Genomic DNA, 20,746 nt, shown 5'->3' on the forward strand with positions numbered 1-20,746 from the left:
GAATAATCATAAAGAAATGGTAATACGAAAAGAGAAACTAGATTTTCTAAAATTAGAAGATATTGATTCCACTTCGCAGGGAATCGTTATTATGCCTATAGCAGCTTTTTTACAAGCTAAAGCAAATCAAAATACGCTCCACCTAAGGTCTTTTTATACCCTTTTGTTTGTCAATAGTGGTGAACTGTCTATGGTAGCGGATCAGAGCGTACAGATTATTGCTGCCCATGATATAATCAGCATAAATTCAAATTGTGTGTGTAGTTTTCATGCAGGTTCGTCTGTAGAAGGATACAGTGTCTTATTTACAGCATCCTTTCTCATGGAAAGTAAGAACACTGCTGTAAGAAACTTCTTTCATTTTTTAAGGAGTAGATGTAAACACGCTTTTGTGCTATCGAAAGAAGATATCATCAGTTGTCTACATATAGTAAGTTTGATGGAAACAGCTTATAATTCAGTTAAATTGAGTGCTCACGGTGTATTGAGCCGCTACTTAACCATGCTGCTCCAGATTTTGGGAAGGCAAATCGTGGTCGATCATGTGGCTGCAAAGCAGGAGGAAGATGACGATAAAATCCGGAGTTTCGAATCTTTGGTTGATAGTCATTATGCGCAGCAGCGTTATCCGTCATTTTACGCAGAGCAATTGAATATATCGATCAACTATCTTAATCGGATTTGTCGAAAAAACAGATCGACGAGCTGCGGTACTATTATCCGCGGACGGATACTATTGGAGGCCGAGCGATTGCTTTATCATACCTTTAAAACGGTAAAAGAAATTGCCTTTGAACTCGGTTTTGAAAATGTACCATATTTCAGTACTTTTTTTAAAGCAAATAAAGGAATGAGTCCTGAGGAGTTTAGGAAAAATTGTTGATGTAAATATGATTAAAAGCCTTTTTCATGTAGTTGAAAAAGGCTTTACTTTTCAAAAAAAATGTCCTGTAGCCTACGCAACCTTATTTTTTCTTTTCCGATTTTTCCTTACCATCAACAGGTAAATCCAATATAGCCATTAGTAATAGATAATAACCTTTTTCCAATCCCATTTTTTGTGCTTTTTGGTGTATCGTATCCATATCTTTAGTCAATTGTTGTTTAAATTTTATTTTGCTATTTGTGTAAACAGAATCAAATGCTGTACCCAAAACTTTCCCTAGGCTCGCTAACCGTATTTTTAGGGCATAAATAACGTAGAGCGTTCATTATTTGACAAAAAAATACGGACTGCTCAGGTATTTAATACAGTGAAAATATCAGATGAATCGACAATGAGAAGTAAAAAGTACATGAACGTCTTTGCTGTAAAACATTTTCTATGCCAGCATTGTCATACTTACGATTAATAATAAAAACAGGTATTTATGAAAAAGATAATTCCATTTGCGCTCATGTCGAGTTTATTGATGCTCGTGTCGAGTTGTGCAGCAATTGAAGGTATATTTAAAGCAGGCGTATGGTCGGGTATCCTATTGGTTGTTGTCGTAGTCGCAATTGTCATTTGGTTGATCAGCAAGTTGTTTGGTGGATCAAAATGATTTTATGAACGGGATTTTCGCTATTTTGGGACTTATAGTATTTAGGTACTTATTGTTTTTCGACGAGATATTTCCAGTAACGTTTGGGAACATGTCTTAAATGAAGCTTCAGGTTTTTGCGTGATTCAATAGAGGTACTTTTAAAATAAGTCTTCCAGAGATGCTGATAATCTTTTTCTTGAGGATCGAGATCCACTTCTAGTTGATATGGATCTTGAACCTCGTCTTTATTGTTGTTGTATACCTCCAAGATATTTTTGCCATCATAATGGAAGCCATAGTTTCGCCGTATATCATAAATTAACCAGCACTGGTCGGCGAATCGGTTTTTAAAGAAGTCTACAACCAGGGGAATCACATTGAAATCGGGTTCAACGATGGCTGTGTAGAGATTATCGTTAGACTTGACAAATCGGATAAAAGCTTTCATGCGGTGTCGTTCGCGGCTGATCTTTTTGACTGTCTGATGGATACGGAGTATGGGTGGGTATCCATAATTGCGTATATCTAATTTTCCCCTTCGAAAAAGTTCAACAATCAATTGAAATCCATTGAGCCATTCAGATTGATTATCGGACAAAAAATTATGATAAAAGATTTTTGTTTCTTGTGCTCCAAGTATTTTTTCCATTCCCACTAAAATGCGCATGGCTTTTTTAACCTCAGTATGAACCTTTCGCTTTTCCGAAAAAATACTAATTGCCATAGACTTTTCTGCTGTGGGAATGCTATCAAATTCTTTCCGTTCAAAAGCTTCAAATACACAACAGAGGTAACCGGAATAACTTCCGTCAAAAATATAGTCCATTAGAAAAGTGTTAGCTGTGTATTGGAAGCCTTGGCTTGTGTACGAGGATTACTTTCAAGAATAGACTTTCTGATGTTTTCGGGATAGTGGAAGCCTCCAGCGATGAGTGTATCCTGGCAAACCATAAAATATTTGGCGCGATTATAGGCAATTCCCATTTTTCGAAGTTGATATTCCTTTAATTTTCCATATTTGCGCGACTGTACAATTTTGTTGGCAGATTGCCTGCCAATACCCGGGATTCGGATAATCCACTCATAAGTAGCGCTGTTGATGTCGATAGGAAAGAATTGCGGGTTGCGTAGCGCCCAAGCAAGCTTAGGGTCTATTTCTAGATCGAGATGTTGATGCGTGCTGTTGAGTATTTCATGAAGCGAAAAACCATAAAATCGAAGTAGCCAATCTGTCTGATAAAGTCTGTTTTCACGTACAAGAGGCGGTGTTGTTCCAATTTGGGGAAGGTTGGAATCGGTCGCGTTGATGGGAATATAACCCGAATAATACACCCGTTTGAGATTGTAATCTTTATAGAATGTATTGGCCGCCTGCATAATCTGTAGGTCGCTCTCTGGAGTTGCTCCAATAACCAGCTGCGTACTTTGGCCTGCTGGTACAAATAAGGGTGCTTTCTTGTCTTTTTTTCGATCCTGACGAAGATTGAGAATTTCATTTTTAATAATCCCCAGAGGCTCGCGAACGGACTGATGATCCTTTTCCGGAGCAACAAGTTTGAGTCCCTCCTCAGTAGGAATTTCGAGGTTTACACTCATTCGGTCAACATATAAACCTGCTTCTTTTAATAATGATTCACTTGCTCCGGGGATGGCTTTGAGGTGGATATAACCATTAAAACGTTCTTCCGTCCGAAGTTTCTTGACAACTAACATTAAGCGTTCCATGGTGTAGTCTGCAGATTTGAAAATACCCGAACTTAAAAAAAGACCTTCGATGTAATTTCGACGGTAGAAATTCATGGTCAATTCGACAACTTCCTTCACCGAAAATGCTGCGCGTTGCACGTCGTTGCTACGTCGGCTAACACAAAAGGAACAGTTGTAGATGCAGTAATTGGTCATTAAAATTTTTAGTAGAGAGACGCAACGGCCATCTTCGGTGTAGGTATGACAAATGCCACTAGCCGATGAATCGCCTATTCCACCACTATTTTTTCGTTTACTTCCACTTGAACTGCAACTTACGTCGTATTTAGCGGCATCAGCTAATATTTGCAATTTATCATCAAAACCAAACATGATATGTTCTCCAATAATTTGCTGTAAAATTACTAATATTATTAGTAATAAATACCCGTAAAATTACTTGATTTGCTTTTTTAGGTTCGTACTATTCATCTTCAACTGCGAGAGGATGCCCAAATTTGCTAAAAAAATAAACGATTTGTGACGGGATTTTGTTCATGAATAAACTACATATTATGGCAGAGAATAATTTGAATAATAAAGAAGCGCTAGAAAAGCTAAAAGGGATCGTCGATCAAATTGATGTGGGAACAGTCTGTTCATTTCCATCGGATTCTGACTATCCCCATGGTGTTCCGATGAGCAGACAGGAAGTGGATGCAAATGGTGACATTTGGTACATCTGTTCGGCAGAAAGTGAGACGTTTAAAAATATCTCACAGGATCCCAAAGTTTCCCTATTTTATGCCGATCCCAAAACCTACACCTTTTTGAGTATAAACGGTAAAGCAAGTCTTTCGCGGGATCAGGAAAGGATAGACCGTTATTGGAACAAAATGATGGAAGGCTGGTTTAAGAAAGGAAAAGAAGATCCCAATATCCAATTGCTACAGATCACACCTGAAGAAGCGCATTATTGGGATTCAAACTCAAATATGGTCATCAACTTGTTTAAACTGTTGAAAGCGGCTGTTACAGGCAATACACAAGATATAGGTAAAGAAGGAGATCTTAATATTTAATATAAACGGAATCTATAATATCAACACAGTAATTAGCACCCTAAAAAGGTCCTCTTTTCCAAAATGAGGACCTTTTTTCTAACCAAACTTTTATCGAAAAAATCTGTTACGCGTTTCCTTTGATCACACGTAAAAGTACTGCGATGATTGCAATTACCAAAAGAATATGAATTAGCCCTCCGCCAACAAAGCCTCCAAAAAAACTGATTGCCCATATCAGGACCAAAATAACAGCGATAGTATATAATAGATTTCCCATAGTAATGAATATATATGTGTTTATTGAATAACAATACTTATCCAGCGATGGTTTAGTATTTTTTCTCTTTTTTCCACTTACGGATCCTCCCGACTGCATTTTGATAAGGTGAAGCGGTGTTAAATTGAATCATTCTGCCTAAGGTCCATTTTTCATACCACGATACACCATAAAGCTGCATGTCTGTCTTTTGCTCAATGAGTTCCACAATTTTTAAAACAGTTTGGTCTAGTTTTGCGCACAAAGTATTAAAATCTAGATTGTTATAATCCTGATAAAATTTTTGAGCCAGTTTGCCTAGCTCATTCCATTTAAAACCAGTCTCCGGAAAATCAACCTCTTTGCCATCTTCACTTTTCTTATTCCATTTGAGAACCAGCTCACCCCAGCCAATTAAATAGGAAATTAGGTTATTTATACTCATTACTGTTCCTTTAGCATGACCCTGGAGTATAAGAAGATTAGTTTGATCGTTCGGAATATCGGAAAGTTCACAGACAAGCTTGCTGTAATTTATACGGATAGCTTGAAGTAGTTCGTCTTTTGTGGTTGGTATAGCCATGGCATAAATGTGAATTATACATAAGATACAAATAATTATGTATAATTGATTAGCTTGGGATGGAGTTGTAGAGCAGAACGTGTTCACAAGCCCACAGCAGACAATGTTTGACAATGCCTTTTGTTTTAGTCTGATAAGGTTTTTGAATATATTATTGTAATTGAAAAAACAATCAACTTTAAATTGTAAAAAATATGGTTTTATGTGTGTTTTTTGGTAAAATTTATTGTTTTATTAAAGTGGTGTTGTATTTTATTCTGTTTATAACGAATATTGTTGTAAGTATTTAGACAGGATCTTTCATACGGGAAATACTGTCTAAGATGTACTGCCAATGAAATAATAAACTGAAAAATTGATACAAAGATGAAAAAGATTTTATTGTTACTAACCGTGGTTATGTTCGTCGTTTCGGGCGCATTCGCTCAGATTCATAAGCCTGTTAAATGGACTGTGGCCAGCAAAAAATTGAACAACAAAGAAGCTATGGTCTATGTGAAGGCTACTATTCAAAATGGTTGGCACATTTACTCCCAAAATGTAAAAGACGGTGGCCCAATTCCAACATCTTTCAATTTCGGTAAAGCTGCTGACTACGTTTTGGTCGGTAAGACAGCTGAACCAAAACCGAAGATCAAACACGAAGAGGTTTTCAAAATGGATGTGGGATACTTCACCAATGAAGTGATCTTTCAGCAAAAGGTTTCGCTCAAGAAAGGAACAGCAACAGTAAAAGGTACCGTAGAATGGCAAGCTTGTGACGCTTCACAATGTCTTCCTCCAGATGAATATGCTTTTGCTGTAACGATCAAATAGTCTAATAAATAAAAGCAATTAACGATCTAAAGCGATTTGGTGCTTAGGATAATTGATAGAAAAAGGAAAATTAAGGATAAAGGCTAGGTAATCACACCTAGCCTTTTTTGTTTAAAGGGGGCTTTTGGTATAAAAAATAAGCCCTTTGGTATAATATGTTAAATCTATTTTTTACGAAATTTTAGCTTTGTTTAAATGGATTACACAAACTTACTTGAGCAGGCAGATCTTTTTTTAGTGCATAGTTACCGCAAGAACCACAACCCACAGTTATATTTTCACACCATTGAAAGGGTTCGAGATATTGTAAACGCAGTAATGACCCTAAGTGAAAAATATGCCTTGACGGCCGAGGATAGAATTGCAGGAAAACAGTCATCGGTCTAATGTAATGGTGTGTTTTATGATAAAAATGATAAAGATAGATCGATTAAAGTTGAAGCATTGTACACTAGTTAGTTTTTTGATCATGGGATTGTTATGTTTCGAGACCGCATGTTACGGACAAATGGGGTTTGGACTTCGGGTGGGTGGTAATATTTCGCGTGCAAGTGGCAATGCATTTGGCGCCAATAGAATGGGATATCAATTGGGAAGGGATTTGATTTTTGGACTTAATAGCAAGATGGATATTCAAGTTGAGCCTAGTTACAACTTAACCAGAATTCGTGTCAATGGTAACACGGCATCTCTTGCTGGAGGCTTATCCAAGGGGACCCGTTCGCTGAAATATCTCAATACACCCCTATACCTAAAAATTAATTTTACGAGAAAATTTTCAATCTTGGGTGGCCTAGACTTGAATATGTTGCTCAACGACGACAGGTATAAACTTAATGATGGAAAACCAGCGTTCAACAGTCGTACACGGATAGGTTACGCATTAGGGATAGATCTTGGCGCGCTGTATTTTAGATACCGACAATTCAAAAAGAATAATAAAATTGTAGACAATTGGGATGCACATATTGACCAGTATCAACTGGGATTTAAAGTGCGTTTGTTTTAAGCTAATAGTTTCACTGGTAGGTAACCTTTGCAGACTTTCCTGTGCTGTAAGCTGAGCCGCTCTGATTTTGCTACATCAGGCGGCTTTAATTTTATTAATGATTTACGATTTGTTGTGGAGATGTTTATTGCTGGATATCATGGATATTTGCAGGACTAGCTCGACACACCAATCGATGTACTTGTAACGGGCTGATGGAGGATGGAGCTCCTATAGGGCTGAAGGATTTTCCCCGTTTATCAAACTAGACTGCAAATACCGGGATGCTGATCGTGAACGTACGTTACGACAAGGGGATGCTGATCATGTTAAACGAGGTTTGTACTTCATCATGCGAAAGTTTTTAAGGAAGTTCACCTGTTATTGTTTTAGCGTATATCTTTATATAGCAACAATGTTGCATTTGTGTTGTTTTGTTTTTACATTTGTTTAAACGAAATTACTATGAGCAGCATTTCCAAAAAAGTTAAATTACCTGTCACTGTTTTAAGTGGATTTTTAGGTGCGGGAAAAACCACACTATTGAATCATATTCTACACAATAAGGAAGGCAAGAAAGTTGCTGTTATTGTTAATGATATGAGTGAAGTGAACATTGATGCACAAGCTGTTGAACGTGAAAATGTGCTTTCGCGAACAGAAGAAAAGTTAGTGGAGATGAGCAACGGATGTATTTGTTGTACCTTAAGGGAGGATTTGATGGTGGAGGTGGAGCGACTAGCGAAAGAAAATCGCTTTGATTATCTTCTTATCGAGAGTACTGGTATTTCGGAGCCTATTCCAGTAGCGCAGACATTCAGTTATAGTAGTGCTGACAATGGGATTGATCTGTCTACGTTCAGTTACATTGATACTATGGTAACTGTGGTGGACTGTTTCAATTTTGCTAAAGATTTTGGAAGCGCCGATACCCTATTAGATCGGAAACTGACGGATGACGACTATGACAATAGGGCAATTGTAAATCTGTTGACTGATCAGATCGAATTTGCCAATGTTATCCTTTTGAATAAGGCCGATCTGGTATCTGAGGAAACTTTGGGCACTCTCGAGTCTGCTATTGGGCGGCTCAATCCTGGAGCCAAATTAATCCGTACACAATTTGGACGTGTTGATCCAAAGGAAATTATGGGTACGAGCTCGTTTGACTTTGATGAAGCTTCCTCTTCGGCTGGATGGATCAGAGAACTTGAAAATGAACATAGCCCTGAAACAGAGGAGTATGGTATTTCATCTTTTGTCTTTCGATCGCAACGGCCTTTCCATCCCCAGCGACTGCACAGTTATCTCAATGAGCGGTACCCACATAATATCATACGCGCTAAAGGTCTCCTCTGGTTGGCATCCCGGCCGAATCTTGCGATTAGTTTTAGTCAGGCAGGTGGCAGCGTAAGATTGGAAAGTGCAGGCTCATGGTGGAGTAGCATGCCCGAAGAGCAGCGTTATCAGTATCCCAGTTATGCCGAAATCAGCGCTGAACTTCTTAAACGTTGGCACCCGGAGTGGGAAGATCGAAAAAATGAATTGGTATTTATAGGTCAGCATCTAGATAAAGAAAAATATCTGTCGGAGCTTGAAGAATGCCTATTGACCGAAGAAGAAGGCGATGACTGGCGTTTTACTTGGTGGAAAGACGAATTTCCTAAAAATATTTAAAACCATTTGTGATCGGCATCGGTTAAAAAAGTAAGTAATGTAGGTTAGATATTGTATTTTTCGAAGGCCAGAATTAATTTTCTGGCCTTTTTTATACTGATTTGCCAGATGTTATCAAGATACGGTTATCAGCCTTCATCAATCGCGCTATTAAAAATATAGAAATCTATCCCTAAAACGCTTAATCATGATGGTCGAAGATCATCTTTATGATTCCGAAAATTTCAAAGAGTCATAGCAAAGATGTCATGGTAAAAGAACAGTATAGTTGAGGAACAATCATAGTCACTATGCATGATATAATTAACAATGAGCCAGACTGCTTGATTTTAATAATACCTAAAAGGTTTAATTTTATACCGAAATCAATACTGAAAAAGCATCAAAAAAGAGTAGGCTTAACTTGAATGCAATTGAACGCATGCATACGCTGGGTAATATCTTTAAACCTGGGGTGGTGAAAGGAATTGATCTGAAAAAGTAATTGATAGACTTTCAAAAAACAGCACTGATAGTCTAAAGATAAAACTCGCTCACGCATCAAAGAGGTGAAATTAGTAACGGGATTGTCAGAATATCAGTATGTTATTTATGTTTTAAATTACTGGTTTTCCATGTATATTTGAAATACAGAAGGGCACCCTTTCAATTGAATGCAAATTTTATATTGAATGATTATTGTTATATAAATGAATAAAGTAGAACTGTTTGAAAATGAGCGTGCAAGTGGCTATGATCAATTTGTTGAGAGCTGGATTCCCAATTACCATTATTTTTTAGATCAGTTGCCAAAGCTCCTCCGAGAAACTGAAAACAAGGATTTACTGGTGGTAGGATGTGGTACTGGAAATGAAATAGAACGTTTTGTCGACACAGCAGAATCTTGGACAATAACCGGGGTAGATCCGTCGCCTGAGATGATTAGCCAGGCCCTGGAAAAATTTGAAGCGGATGAGAATGTTCATCTTGTCGAAGGTGTGGTAGGTGATTTGGACGAAGAGAAACAATTTGGTGCTGCGACGCTTTTGCTTGTATTACACTTTTTAGAAGACAATGGCGAAAAATTGGTTATGCTCCAAGATATTTCCAAGAGAATGATGTCGCAAGCACCCTTGTTATTATTAGATATTACGGGCAATAAGGAGCAGATTCAACAAAACTTGCAGTTGTTGCGGCTTCTTCTGCCCAAGGGGATAGATGAAACACAGGTCGCTCAAAGATTGCGAAGAATCGAGCACGAATTGTTGCATGTCTCGGAAGAACGATTAGTCGAGCTCTGTGAAGAAGCCGGATTTGAACCTCCTGTTCGATTCTTTCAATCATCGATTTATATGGGGTGGATAACCCGAAAAAAAGATATTATTTCCTTTTCTTAGCAAAGGGATTGAAGGAAAGCCCCGCATTAATATAAAACGAAGGATCGGGATTTGCTTCCCATACATAATCGCGCTGGGTTTTGTTTTTTTCAAATACGCGTGCACGGGGTATGGTTTTTAGTCCTGATTTAAGGGTGGCAATAAAAGATCGGCCCAGGTTATGTTCATAAGTCAGACCCGAATTGATCTCCATCTGACTGAAGGTATATACTTTTTCAGCGCCCTGAAAGTTATAGAGGTAAAAGATCGTACTATTTAAATCGGAACCTATTGAAACGCGGCCATTCTGCAAGACCTCTTTTCGAAGGTAGGCTCCTTTAGGTAAGATGACATCAAGTATCATCCCATTGGCAAATTGTTGCTTGTAGGCAAAGGTTGGTAAAACCGGAATAATTGCTGCCGGATCTATAAAGCCGATGAGGCCCACCGCCATTTGAATCTCCCGCGTAGCTTTTAGTACCACAGTAGCAGATAATATCCCATTAATGCGTTCTATTGCTTTTTCACTCCCATTGGCAGCAACCGTTGCGGTATAAAATGCTACCTTGCCCCACAAACGTGAATAACGGGTAAGATTAAGTGATTCGTAATGATAATGATATTGATGGGTTGACTGTATGGTGGATTGTGCGATGGGGTCTAAACGATTGGAGTTTACAGAAGTGAACTGATAGCCAATATTGGTACCCAAGTTCCAGGTTCTGCTCTTTAAAAAATTAATGTTGATACTACCTCCGGCTTGGTACATCAATTCTACTTTTGTTTTAGGTAAAACCTGACCTTGGAGCTTTGATGAATAACGGTATCCTGTATTGGATTCATAGGTCAAATTGAGGACCCGTGTTATGGGAAATTTGTCGGTAACCACAGCCCTAACTTTTTGCTGCACGCTATCTTTAGTCTGTGCGATGGACGTGGATAGGCTAAGTAACAGCACAAACATTGAAAGTATTTTTTGCATAAATATATGATTAAAATCATTGTAAGAATAGCCGAAATTTGTAGGTGGGATTCTTTTTTTAGACCAACAGGTCTTCTTTTTATACAAAAGTCCATTTTGGGGGAACAGCGGAAAGAAAAGTTAAAAATCATCCATTAGTTTTGGTATAAAAAAAACAGGCCTTCGTATAAGAGATCGGGTACTTGCCAAGAAAAGCGCTATTTTTGTTATTCAGGTTAAAAATTGTTCTAAAGCATGCAGGACTTCAATAATAGCGTTGTTTTAAGGTATTTTACAGAAAATAAATTCAGGCCACTGCGACATGTGTTTTTTCTGATCGGTTTACTTTTACTTTTTGCAAATGCAAATTCGAGTTCTCATTTTCAGGGTAGTTATCGGTTTTATTTTTCTATTATCCTATGGTTTGTATTCGTATGCATGTTTTACGCCAATATGTATGTACTGATACCCAAGTTTTTCTTTAAGGCTAAATATGAGTTATATGTCTTAGCATTGATACTGCTGGTAACGGCCAGTTTGCTGGTGGTCATGTACATTGCAAATTACATCTATTCCATTCATATTCCCGCTATAAAAAAACCGGAGTCGGACTCTATGGGGCTAATCGCCGCATTATTTATCTGTATTCCGATTATTCTGACGACGACGACTTTTAAGCTTTTTAAGCGTTGGTTGGAAGACAATAAGCGCATTTCTGAACTGAAAAATTTGGCGCTGACCACAGAGCTTATATCCTTGAAGAACCAGATTCAGCCACATTTTTTATTCAATATGCTGAACAATGTTAAGGCTTTAATTCGAAAAGATCCGAATATGGCTACGGAGGTCATCATGAAACTATCAGACTTTCTAAGATATCAGCTCTATGAAAATAATGATGATAGGACGCTTTTGAGGTCTGAAATCAACTTTATCTCCAATTTTCTAAAATTGGAGGAAATACGCCGTGATAACCTCACAACGGGTATATCCTGCCCAGCAGAATTGGAAAAGAAAGGTATATTCCTACCACCACATCTTTTTACAGCCTTTGTTGAAAACGCAATTAAACATAGTCTCAGCGCCGGTGATACCTTTATTACAATTCATTTTTCTGAAGCTAATCAGCAGCTTTGTTTTGAATGTGAAAATTCGAAAGATCCCGACAGCTTATTTGTCCGAAGCAAATACAGCGGACTGGGATTGGCTAATGCCAAAAGACGACTGGATCTCCTATATAGAAATGATTATGAACTGTCGGTGTCAACGACTGAAACATTGTATAGCGTTAAACTTACCATTCCATTATGAATTGCATTATTGTAGACGATGAACCCCTGGCTAGGGAAGAAATGAAAAATTTAATCGAAGAAATTTCGTCCATTCAGATAGTCGGTACATTTTCCAACGCGATATCGGCATTAGAATGTATTAAAACAAATTCGGTGGATTTACTTTTTCTGGATATTGAGATGCCAACGGTTAATGGACTCGATTTTGCACAGTCTCTTCCCAATGACAAGCTGGTTATCCTGACGACTGCCTATGCGCAATATGCACTGAAAAGTTACGAATTGGATGCAATAGATTATCTGTTGAAGCCGATCAATAAAGACCGCTTAGCCAAAGCGATCGATAAAGCAATAGCCTATAAAAAATTACTAGCGTTAAAAGAAAATCAAAGTACGGTTGAGAAGGCCAGTGAGGATGCACTTTTTATTAAATCGGATAGGAAATACTATAAAATTGCATTTACTGATATTCGCTTTATAGAAGCACTCAAAGATTACGTGGTCATCTATACGCGGAACAATAAACTGATTACTGAGATGAATTTGAAGACAATTCACCAGAAACTTCCGGTGAGCCTCTTTGCACGCACCAGTAAATCCTATCTGATTAATTTGTCCTTTATTGATTCATTTGACAACCATACTGTTTACATCGACAAATTTGAAATTCCGATCGGTGAAATCTATCGAGAAGCTTTCTTTAAACAATACACGGGAGGACTGCTGTAATCTACTGGCGGCTTAGGCAACTACAAAGCGATCCAGGAAATCAACTTGGATACCATAACCATGTAGGAACTTCGTCAGGTAGTCGATGGAGCACTCTTCTGTTTCGAACCTGAATATGGCATCCTCATCATCTAGATCGACAGTAGCATCTTGTACTTGTGGAAGATGAGTTTTGACCAATTGCATCAAAAACTCTTTCTTGCTTTTGGTCTTTACAGAACTTTTAAAAATCAACACTTGCCTAACTTTCATCCCGACTAATTTATATGTGTTCAAAATTATTTGATACCCTTAACGTATGGGATATCGTTACAAATCTATATTCTTCATTGCTTCACGCAACCTATATTATACGAAAGCATTTAGTTTTTATACAAAAACAAGGTTGAGCATTGGGCAGATGAATGGTGTAGATTATATGGAGAGGCTAGGGATATCAATTCTAAATTTCTACAGAAAGTCGGTGCATTTTTGTCAGAGGCTACAGTGAAGTAGTTTTTTTGTTGAAATCCTATGATAAATTTAGTTGTCCTGTTTTTAAGTACCATAGTCGCTTTTTGGATCAGCGCCATATGTGGAGGGGGAGCAAGCCTTATTCTTATTCCTTTATTGAATTTTATGTTGCCTTCATCGTTAATTCCATTTTCGTTGACGATTGGTACGTTTACCAGCTCAGTATCGAGAATAATTGTTTTTAAGCGGCATATCAACTGGAAGATCTTTCTGTGGTTTGTACCGTTTTCAATTCCGGCTGTACTATTAGGTGGATATCTGATTAAATATATAGAACCTTCCTATTTGCAGTTGATTGTTGCTTTTTTCCTCATGGGAAATATCCCTCAATTGTTTAAATCAAAAAATGCAGCGTTATCTTCGGAAAGTAAGTGCTCGAAATCTTTTTTGGCAATTATAGGTTTTCTTTCGGGCTTTATTTCAGGAATTACAGGTGCAATCGGCTTGTTGTTCAATCGGTTTTATTTGAAAATGGGGCTTTCCAAAGAGGAGATTATTGCCACCCGTGCTGCAAATGAAGTGTTTTTACATCTCGTAAAACTTATTATTTATATTATTTTAGGTCTGTATTCTAAGGCAGCGCTGGGACTGGGCCTGGCAATTGCCGTTGCAACAATAGTCTCATCATTTACTGTTCAGTTTATATTACCCTACCTCAGCGACCAGGTATTTAAAAAAATAGGTTATGGTGCTATGGTGGTTTCAGGGGCGATATTGCTGACAGGTAGTTCGCGTAAGATTGTCGATCAGAATGACGTGCTGATAGCCTTAGATCGCTCGAAGAATAAAACTGAAATTGCATTGAGCTGGCGAGACACAAATTTTGTCTTGGAATTTAGTCAGACGCATGGCTTAGAACTCGAACGATCTATTCACTGGACTGGTTTACCACTCAAACTTCAGCAAAAGTATTTTGCCCTTAGCAAAAAACATAATAGTATCTATATCGAAAAGGTTATACGTTTTAGAAGGAAGGCTAGTTATGAATTTTACTGTCATAAAGAAGGTGTGTTAACACGATTGGATTAAATTGTCTCTTGCCTTTTTATTTTTAAATGCTTATTTCTACTGGTTTTAAAGTGTATTGATATATAATCTATCTATTTAGTAGATTATTGAAAAATATTCCTATATTTGAACCGAAGAATTATTTAGCAGGAAGGATATGGCAATGGAATTTTTAGCACAACAGGCACAAACGCAGCATTTAAATCAAGCTTTTTCAGGTAAAAAACAAATGATGATGCGCGGGCTATCTATGCTTAAAATTTCGGATCGTGTTTTATATACCGGTGCCCATCCAGACGATGAAAACAATAAATTATTGACATTTCTAGCGCAGGATCAGGTGGTCGATACTGCCTACCTTTCTGTTACGCGAGGTGAGGGAGGACAGAATTTTATAGGTAGAGAAAAGGGATTGGATCTGGGGGTACTTCGGGTGCAGGAGTCACTTGCGGCACGTGAAATTGAGGGAACAAAACAGTTCTTTACACGGGCAAAGGATTTCGGCTTTGCAAAATCAGTCGATGAGACGTTGGCGCGATGGGATGAAAATGGTGTACTGGCAGATATGGTATGGACTATCCGTTATTTTCGTCCCACTGTAATTGCAACGCGATTTTCGCCGAATGTCCCTGACTCGCATGGGCACCATCAGGCCTCAGCAATCCTAATGGCGAAAGCTTTTGATCTGGCCGCTGATCCAACAGCTTACAGCGAACAGTTAGCAGAACTAGCACCTTGGCAAGCTCAGCAATTGCTGTGGAATGTATATCAGGAGAGTGGTGTTAAAGATATTGGCGGAGAAGTAACACCTTTGCCAGCATATATTTCTTTGGATATTCCTATAAGACATGGCTCTTTTGACTTACATTATGGTGAAATTGCAGCAGAAAGTCGTAATCGACATCGTTCTCAGGCCATGGGAAGTTTGGCGCAGCATCACTCTAGTATCGAGTATTTTGAAGTATTAAAAAGTGCATCGATCAATTCAGAGGCTGTGAATACTATTTTTACGCATTGTTCAGTGCAAGATTCTTATGCAAATGTATTCAATCGGTTGGTGGATGACCTTATCGCAAAATGTGAGTCTGATACGGCAGAGCTTACATTGGAGCTTGCTTCGATTTTATTTTGGATGAAGATCGTTCCCGAAGATAATATTATTCATAAAAAACGAGCTGAGGTAGAACGTCTGCTACTTGATTTTGCTGGTGTCTCCTTAGAAGTACAGGCTTCTAACGCCCTATGGGTGCCGGGAACCGAGGTTAATATGATCTTGCATGCGCATATTCCAGTGGAGTCTAATTTGCAGTTGACAGCGGTAAATGTTCCTTTTATAAGGGGGGCAAGGCAAATAGATCTTCCCTCGTCTCCATCGAAAATGATCCATTTGAATGGTCAGCTTCTTGATACAATTTTACCTTCTTTTCCAACTTGGCTTAATGCTAATGGTGACGCACATAATTATACACCAGAATCGTCTGCTGATGTTGTATTGACACAATATGGGACCGAATTGTTGGTTCATCTGGAACTGCAATTTGCCGGCTTACCGATCGCGATTAAGCTTCCTGTAAGACATGCAGGTAGTCTCGTTGTCGTAGCTCCCCCGGTAACAGCAGCATTTGATTCGGATATCGTTGTGCTGTCTAAAGCGACCCAACGTTTAGTTGCTTTGGAGCTGCAATCCAATATAGCCGAATCCTTACCTATTAAAGTGAGGTTAACGCTTCCGGACGGATTGAGCGCATTTCCGACAGAAATTGATCTCAACATCGCAGGTAATGCAGCGGAAAAACTTTATTTTGATTTGAGTTCATCAGCATCACAGGAAGAGATTCAAGAGATTGGATTTGAGATTGAGACCAGTTCAGGTATATATCCGTTCACAGCTAAAAGTATTGTTTATCCGCATATTAACAAAGTAACTTACTTTCCCAAGGGAATACTACGGGTGCTGAACTTGCCAGTGGATATTACGGCCCGGAAAGTTGCTTATATTTCGGGGATGAATGATGAACTTGGAGGGAGCTTGTGCCAACTTGTTGAGCAATTGGATATTATTCCGTTTGAGTCCATTGGTGAAATAAATCTCTTCGATTTTGATGCAGTGGTCTTGGGAGTACGGATTTACAATACCCATCCCTTAATTGCGGAATTTCATCAGCTTTTCCGTGACTATGTGGAGCAGGGCGGTGTATTGATAGGGCAGTATAATACGCCATATGATTTGCATTTGACTGAGGTTGGGACTTATCCTCTAGCTGTTTCTCAGGAAAGAATTACAAATACAGAAACCCGCATTTCATTTTTGGACCCATCCCATCGTATATTGAACTACCCCAATGTAATTGGGCAGCATGATTTTCAAAATTGGGTGCAGGACAGGGCACTTTTTTTACCGCAAAAATGGAGTGCAGACTTTGAACCAATACTACGGGGGCAAAACGCAAATAATCAGCATGAAGATGGTTTGTTGCTGCTTCGCAAAACAGGAAAAGGTTATTATATCTACAATAGTTTGTCTCTATTTAGACAACTGCCTGCAGGAGTAGCGGGAGCATATCGTCTTTTTGCCAATATGCTTTCACTTTCATCAGTCTCAGATACTTATTGATCAATAAGTGTTGTAGGCGAGATGATCTAAAAATTGAATCAACACATTTTCGTGGATGGATTAGAAGACCGCTACAATTAAAATGCCCCAAATAGTGGCAACTATTTGGGGCATGTCCAATTTTACAATAGGTTTCTTATCAGATACTTTAATCCGATCGTACGTTATTGTACAGAAATAATTCCTAAATCTTTCACACTTGCTTTGGCTACTTGCACGCCTTCAATGTTTTTGTTCATGTAACCAGCTACCGAAGGTTCGACAACAATCTTGTAAGTGCCTTCAGGCATCCCAGGAAAGTAAAACTTTCCGGCTGAGTTTGCCAACGTACCTACAGTATCTACACCGGTAATAGCAAATACATTGGCTTGTGATTCCGCAGGACTAATTGTGCCAGTGATTGCTCCAGATGTGGCCACTGGGATGGCGCGAATAACGGGTTTAAGAAGATATTGATCGTTGCCCGTCTTTACAATCGATTTTGACGCATCAAAATCCAAAAGAAGTGTGTACGCTACATCCGGAATTAATTCATCTTGTACTTTGAGTTTAACGCCAGAGGACTGTCCGCTAGGTGTTTTTAGCGGATGTACAACGCCATTGACCCAAATTTCATTTCCTGAGTCATTAAGTTTGAGCCGAATTTCTTGGATCATACCAGAAGGAACATCCTGTCCGGCTATGACGGTATCTTTTCCCATTGTATAATTCAAAATATTAAATGGATCGGCGGCGACATCTATCGTTGTGCTACCCGAAGTAGTTCGGATCTCGATCGCATCGATGTGAAGATTGATCGCGTCATAGTAACCTGGAGCATCCGTAATTTTTACTGTGACAGGTGTTTTTTGTGAGGAGGGACCATCATTTTTGCTGCAGCTGCTTAAGAACACTAGGGTCGCTAGAGCAAGGATAATAAAGTTCTTTTTCATAGTTAGTAACATTATGGTTACAGCTGGGCAAAACTTATGCCATTCTATAAATAAAACAAAGTCCCTAGGCCCGAAAAAATAACCCCAGATGGAATTGACCATACTGGGGTTGTTTCTATACTTCATAATGATTATTAATCCTTTTTATGGAAAAAGGACTCTTTGGGAATATCAATTACCTTTGAATCATTGAGACTGTATTGAAGTTTTAGGGTAAATCCGCCTCCAGCTTCAAGGAAATCTACAGCAATTGGATGGTAGCCTGGTTCTAAAGCAATCTGTCCACTTTTCATAATCGGTGCATGCTGTCCGTCATTATTGACGACGAGCTGATCATGGATTCGCAAGACACCACCATCATCGCAGGTGAAGTAGAAATTATAGATTCCCTTTTCTCTCACATAGAGATAGCCTCTAATTTTTGCGCCAAAAGAAGGCATTTTGATGGTATCGCTCAGCGCCACATTGCTGATTACTTCCCGGCGTACTTCAGGCCCTGTAATGGCCGAAGTGTTGGCAAAAGTTCCATTGAAAAGTGTTGCCATAAGCCCTGGGGCTATGCTATTTTCATTGGGTTTTACGCTCTTTTTCCAGGTATCATTTTTAAAATCAACCTGATAAAGTTCACTTTTTGCACCGGAAGAGGAGATTGTTGCAAAACGAATTGGCCCTTCTTTTTTAACCACGAGCGAACCGTTCAATACTGGGCTCTGCTGTGTTGGAAGGCTACCATCCGTTGTATAGTGTATTTGATTCTGTGGAAGTTCATTTACAACCTTTAGAACAGATTGTCCGTCAACAATAACCTGTGTTTCGGCGAATCCTGTGAGGTCTGGCATACGATAGCGTAAACCCATTTTGTTCCAAAGTCCAAAGTGCGCAATTACTCGATTTCTATAGCTATCATACAGCGGTTTGTTGGTCCATACACGTTCTGATAAAGCGCTTAACCGCGGGAGAATCATAAACTCCAACCGGGCGGTGGAAGGAATCATTTCTGTCCAGATATTGGCCTGTGCACCTTGGATCAGCGGTGCTTTTTGGCTGGAAATATCCGTAGGTACGACATTCATATTGTACACGGCATCCAGGCTGATGCTATTGGGTAAATAATCAAAATAAAGCGGGTTGGTAGGGGTCATAACGACCCGGTGACCACGGTTTACAGCTTCTATCGGTGCATTTTTTACCCAACCACGCCAGTACATCACCATCATGCTCGTGTCCGAACTACCGTCTAATATTTCATCCCAACCAATGCTCTGTTTATTTTTTGAACGAATAAAACTGTTTACTCGTTTGACGAAATAACTTTGAAGATCATGTAAGTTCGCTATTTGCTTTTCTTTCATAAAAGCTTGAGCCGCTGCTGATTTTGACCAGGAGTCTTTTTCGACCTCATCCGCTCCGATGTGAATATAATGCGAAGGGAATAAGTCAATAATTTCGCCTAGTACGTTCTCAACAAAGGTATAGCTGCTCTCTTTCCAGGGGCTGATGGGGACAGAAAATTGCTTTCCCCAGCCCGCGGATTGGCTGTCCAATAGGAGTTCAGGATAGGCCTTGGTAGCCACCATCATATGTCCGGGCATGTCTATTTCAGGAATAATTTCTATCTGGCGACTGGCCGCATAAGCAACAATGTCCTTGATATCTTGTTGTGTATAGAAACCACCATATTCTTCCTTTCCGTTTGTTGTGCGGATCAATTCCTTCGGTAGATTAAAGTCGGGATTCTCTTTGGCTTTCACAAAGCAGGCCGAATCTTGGTTGTTATAAGTACGCCAAGCCCCCTGTTCGGTTAGTTTAGGGTATTTCTTGATTTCTATGCGCCAGCCTTGATCGTCCGTTAAGTGCAGGTGAAATTTGTTAAATTTGTAGGTTGCAAGCAGATCAATGAATTTATAGATATAATCTTTTGGAAAGAAGTGGCGGGCTACATCGAGCTCGACACCGCGCCATTTGAAAGCAGGCTGATCTTTTACGGTCACATAGGGAAGGGCAAGCTTGCCTGTTGTTCCCGAAAGTAGATACAATTGCTGGACTGTCTGTAAACCATAAAATGCGCCCTTTTCTGAAGAAGCGATGATTTGTATACCTTTTTGATCTATCTTCAATTCATACGCTTCATTTGAGAGGCCCTGGACTTTGATCAATTGCAGCGTGGCGTTTGTCTTCTTCACGCTTTTTTTGTTCAGTTGACCGAATAGCGATTGGTTGATCCATGCCGGCAGTGACGTAGAAGAAAATGCTGGATCAATAGCGTAGCCCAATTCTTGACCATTTAGCTGAAAAAGGCCCGGCCCGGCTTCCAGCTGTTGAGGAAACGGAATAAGTTGAGGAAGTATGTTTTTTTGTTGCGCAAAACTTAATGTCGGCAGGTACAGGGCACAGGATACAAGTAAGGTTGAGAAGATTTTATTCATAAATGTGTTTTTTGTGATTCACAAGTAGTTTTAGATTTTGCTGCAATATACCAATATTTCAGGTATCGGCCGGCAATTTTGGTTGATCTGTACTTCTTAGCATTTTAAGCAAAGCATTTCTCCTAATATTGTTATAAATGTTTGTTTGACATTTATATATTTATTCTTATCTTTAACTTGAAAATAACCTGTATTTGAATAGGCCTATAGTATGTTTATATCTTGAATATTTTCATTGCATAATTATTTTACTGCTGTTTTAAACAAGATCGTAAAAAGTTGCCTGTGGATTGACTGCTTTGATATTTTGCAGAGAAGCC

The 20,746-nt window shown here is 38.9% G+C and carries 20 protein-coding genes; 12 read left to right on the forward strand and 8 right to left on the reverse strand.

Translation table 11 applies throughout. The features are described 5' to 3' along the window. Positions 1-16: 16 nt before the first annotated feature. The gene (locus B3297_RS23700) at positions 17-883 is read left to right on the forward strand and encodes a helix-turn-helix domain-containing protein (RefSeq protein ID WP_286779613.1); all 867 of its coding nucleotides are present in this window, start codon (positions 17-19) and stop codon (positions 881-883) included. A gap of 487 nt (positions 884-1,370) precedes the next feature. Continuing rightward, entirely contained in the window at positions 1,371-1,544 is a 174-nt protein-coding gene (locus B3297_RS23705) for a hypothetical protein (RefSeq protein WP_167450493.1), read from the forward strand. Between the two features lie 49 nt (positions 1,545-1,593). Here B3297_RS23705 and B3297_RS23710 read toward each other — a convergent pair whose 3' ends face one another. Both B3297_RS23710 and B3297_RS23715 read right to left on the reverse strand, forming a co-directional pair. Next, positions 1,594-2,352, reverse strand: a complete 759-nt coding sequence (locus B3297_RS23710) for a TIGR03915 family putative DNA repair protein (RefSeq protein ID WP_201638911.1) — start codon at positions 2,350-2,352, stop codon at positions 1,594-1,596. Further along, the gene (locus B3297_RS23715; protein ID WP_115050405.1) at positions 2,352-3,605 is read right to left on the reverse strand and encodes a putative DNA modification/repair radical SAM protein; all 1,254 of its coding nucleotides are present in this window, start codon (positions 3,603-3,605) and stop codon (positions 2,352-2,354) included. Before B3297_RS23715 ends, B3297_RS23710 begins: the two co-directional genes overlap by 1 nt. 182 nt (positions 3,606-3,787) lie before the next feature. On the opposite strand from B3297_RS23715, the gene B3297_RS23720 reads away from it, so the two are divergent. Next, a complete protein-coding gene (locus tag B3297_RS23720; RefSeq protein ID WP_201638912.1) occupies positions 3,788-4,294 on the forward strand; it encodes a pyridoxamine 5'-phosphate oxidase family protein in 507 nt (168 codons plus the stop codon). A 106-nt stretch (positions 4,295-4,400) separates the two neighbouring features. On the opposite strand, the gene B3297_RS23725 is transcribed toward B3297_RS23720, so the two are convergent. Next, positions 4,401-4,553, reverse strand: a complete 153-nt coding sequence (locus B3297_RS23725) for a lmo0937 family membrane protein (RefSeq protein WP_112376008.1) — start codon at positions 4,551-4,553, stop codon at positions 4,401-4,403. Positions 4,554-4,605: 52 nt separating this feature from the next. Then, positions 4,606-5,115 carry a ClbS/DfsB family four-helix bundle protein gene (locus B3297_RS23730; protein WP_201638913.1) on the reverse strand — a complete coding sequence of 170 codons (510 nt, stop codon included), beginning with the start codon at positions 5,113-5,115 and terminating at the stop codon, positions 4,606-4,608. A gap of 366 nt (positions 5,116-5,481) precedes the next feature. Between B3297_RS23730 and B3297_RS23735 the strand changes: the two genes are divergently transcribed. The 5 genes from B3297_RS23735 (at position 5,482) to B3297_RS23755 (ending at position 9,972) form a co-directional block, all read left to right on the forward strand. Next, entirely contained in the window at positions 5,482-5,931 is a 450-nt protein-coding gene (locus B3297_RS23735; protein WP_286710075.1) for a protein-disulfide reductase DsbD domain-containing protein, read from the forward strand. A 195-nt stretch (positions 5,932-6,126) separates the two neighbouring features. After that, positions 6,127-6,318, forward strand: a complete 192-nt coding sequence (locus tag B3297_RS23740; protein WP_201638914.1) for a hypothetical protein — start codon at positions 6,127-6,129, stop codon at positions 6,316-6,318. Positions 6,319-6,343: 25 nt separating this feature from the next. Then, positions 6,344-6,940 carry an outer membrane beta-barrel protein gene (locus tag B3297_RS23745; RefSeq protein WP_286779614.1) on the forward strand — a complete coding sequence of 199 codons (597 nt, stop codon included), beginning with the start codon at positions 6,344-6,346 and terminating at the stop codon, positions 6,938-6,940. Positions 6,941-7,384: 444 nt separating this feature from the next. Next, positions 7,385-8,596, forward strand: coding sequence for a GTP-binding protein (locus B3297_RS23750; protein ID WP_286753611.1), 1,212 nt, complete (start codon positions 7,385-7,387; stop codon positions 8,594-8,596). Between the two features lie 689 nt (positions 8,597-9,285). Then, positions 9,286-9,972 (forward strand): class I SAM-dependent methyltransferase, encoded by a 687-nt coding sequence (locus tag B3297_RS23755; protein WP_112376012.1) that lies wholly within the window; start codon positions 9,286-9,288, stop codon positions 9,970-9,972. Here B3297_RS23755 and B3297_RS23760 read toward each other — a convergent pair. Continuing rightward, the gene (locus B3297_RS23760) at positions 9,956-10,933 is read right to left on the reverse strand and encodes a hypothetical protein (RefSeq protein WP_286779615.1); all 978 of its coding nucleotides are present in this window, start codon (positions 10,931-10,933) and stop codon (positions 9,956-9,958) included. The genes B3297_RS23755 and B3297_RS23760 overlap by 17 nt on opposite strands. A gap of 234 nt (positions 10,934-11,167) precedes the next feature. On the opposite strand from B3297_RS23760, the gene B3297_RS23765 reads away from it, so the two are divergent. Beyond that, positions 11,168-12,223, forward strand: coding sequence for a sensor histidine kinase (locus tag B3297_RS23765; RefSeq protein WP_286779616.1), 1,056 nt, complete (start codon positions 11,168-11,170; stop codon positions 12,221-12,223). After that, positions 12,220-12,933 carry a LytR/AlgR family response regulator transcription factor gene (locus B3297_RS23770; protein WP_286779617.1) on the forward strand — a complete coding sequence of 238 codons (714 nt, stop codon included), beginning with the start codon at positions 12,220-12,222 and terminating at the stop codon, positions 12,931-12,933. Before B3297_RS23765 ends, B3297_RS23770 begins: the two co-directional genes overlap by 4 nt. Before the next feature lie 12 nt (positions 12,934-12,945). Here B3297_RS23770 and B3297_RS23775 read toward each other — a convergent pair whose 3' ends face one another. After that, complete coding sequence (locus B3297_RS23775) at positions 12,946-13,185, reverse strand: hypothetical protein (protein ID WP_286753615.1); 240 nt, start codon at positions 13,183-13,185, stop codon at positions 12,946-12,948. 261 nt (positions 13,186-13,446) lie between these two features. Between B3297_RS23775 and B3297_RS23780 the strand changes: the two genes are divergently transcribed. Beyond that, entirely contained in the window at positions 13,447-14,475 is a 1,029-nt protein-coding gene (locus tag B3297_RS23780; RefSeq protein WP_159333130.1) for a sulfite exporter TauE/SafE family protein, read from the forward strand. A 136-nt stretch (positions 14,476-14,611) separates the two neighbouring features. Further along, complete coding sequence (locus tag B3297_RS23785) at positions 14,612-17,068, forward strand: PIG-L family deacetylase (RefSeq protein ID WP_286779618.1); 2,457 nt, start codon at positions 14,612-14,614, stop codon at positions 17,066-17,068. Between the two features lie 164 nt (positions 17,069-17,232). On the opposite strand, the gene B3297_RS23790 is transcribed toward B3297_RS23785, so the two are convergent. Next, entirely contained in the window at positions 17,233-18,000 is a 768-nt protein-coding gene (locus B3297_RS23790; protein WP_286779619.1) for a DUF4382 domain-containing protein, read from the reverse strand. 134 nt (positions 18,001-18,134) lie between these two features. Beyond that, positions 18,135-20,426, reverse strand: coding sequence for a family 20 glycosylhydrolase (locus B3297_RS23795; RefSeq protein ID WP_286779620.1), 2,292 nt, complete (start codon positions 20,424-20,426; stop codon positions 18,135-18,137). Between the last annotated feature and the right edge of the window lie 320 nt (positions 20,427-20,746).

Origin of the sequence: Sphingobacterium sp. UBA3519 (assembly GCF_002377215.1) — a bacterium.
In the GTDB taxonomy this organism is placed as follows: Bacteria; Bacteroidota; Bacteroidia; order Sphingobacteriales; family Sphingobacteriaceae; genus Sphingobacterium; species Sphingobacterium multivorum.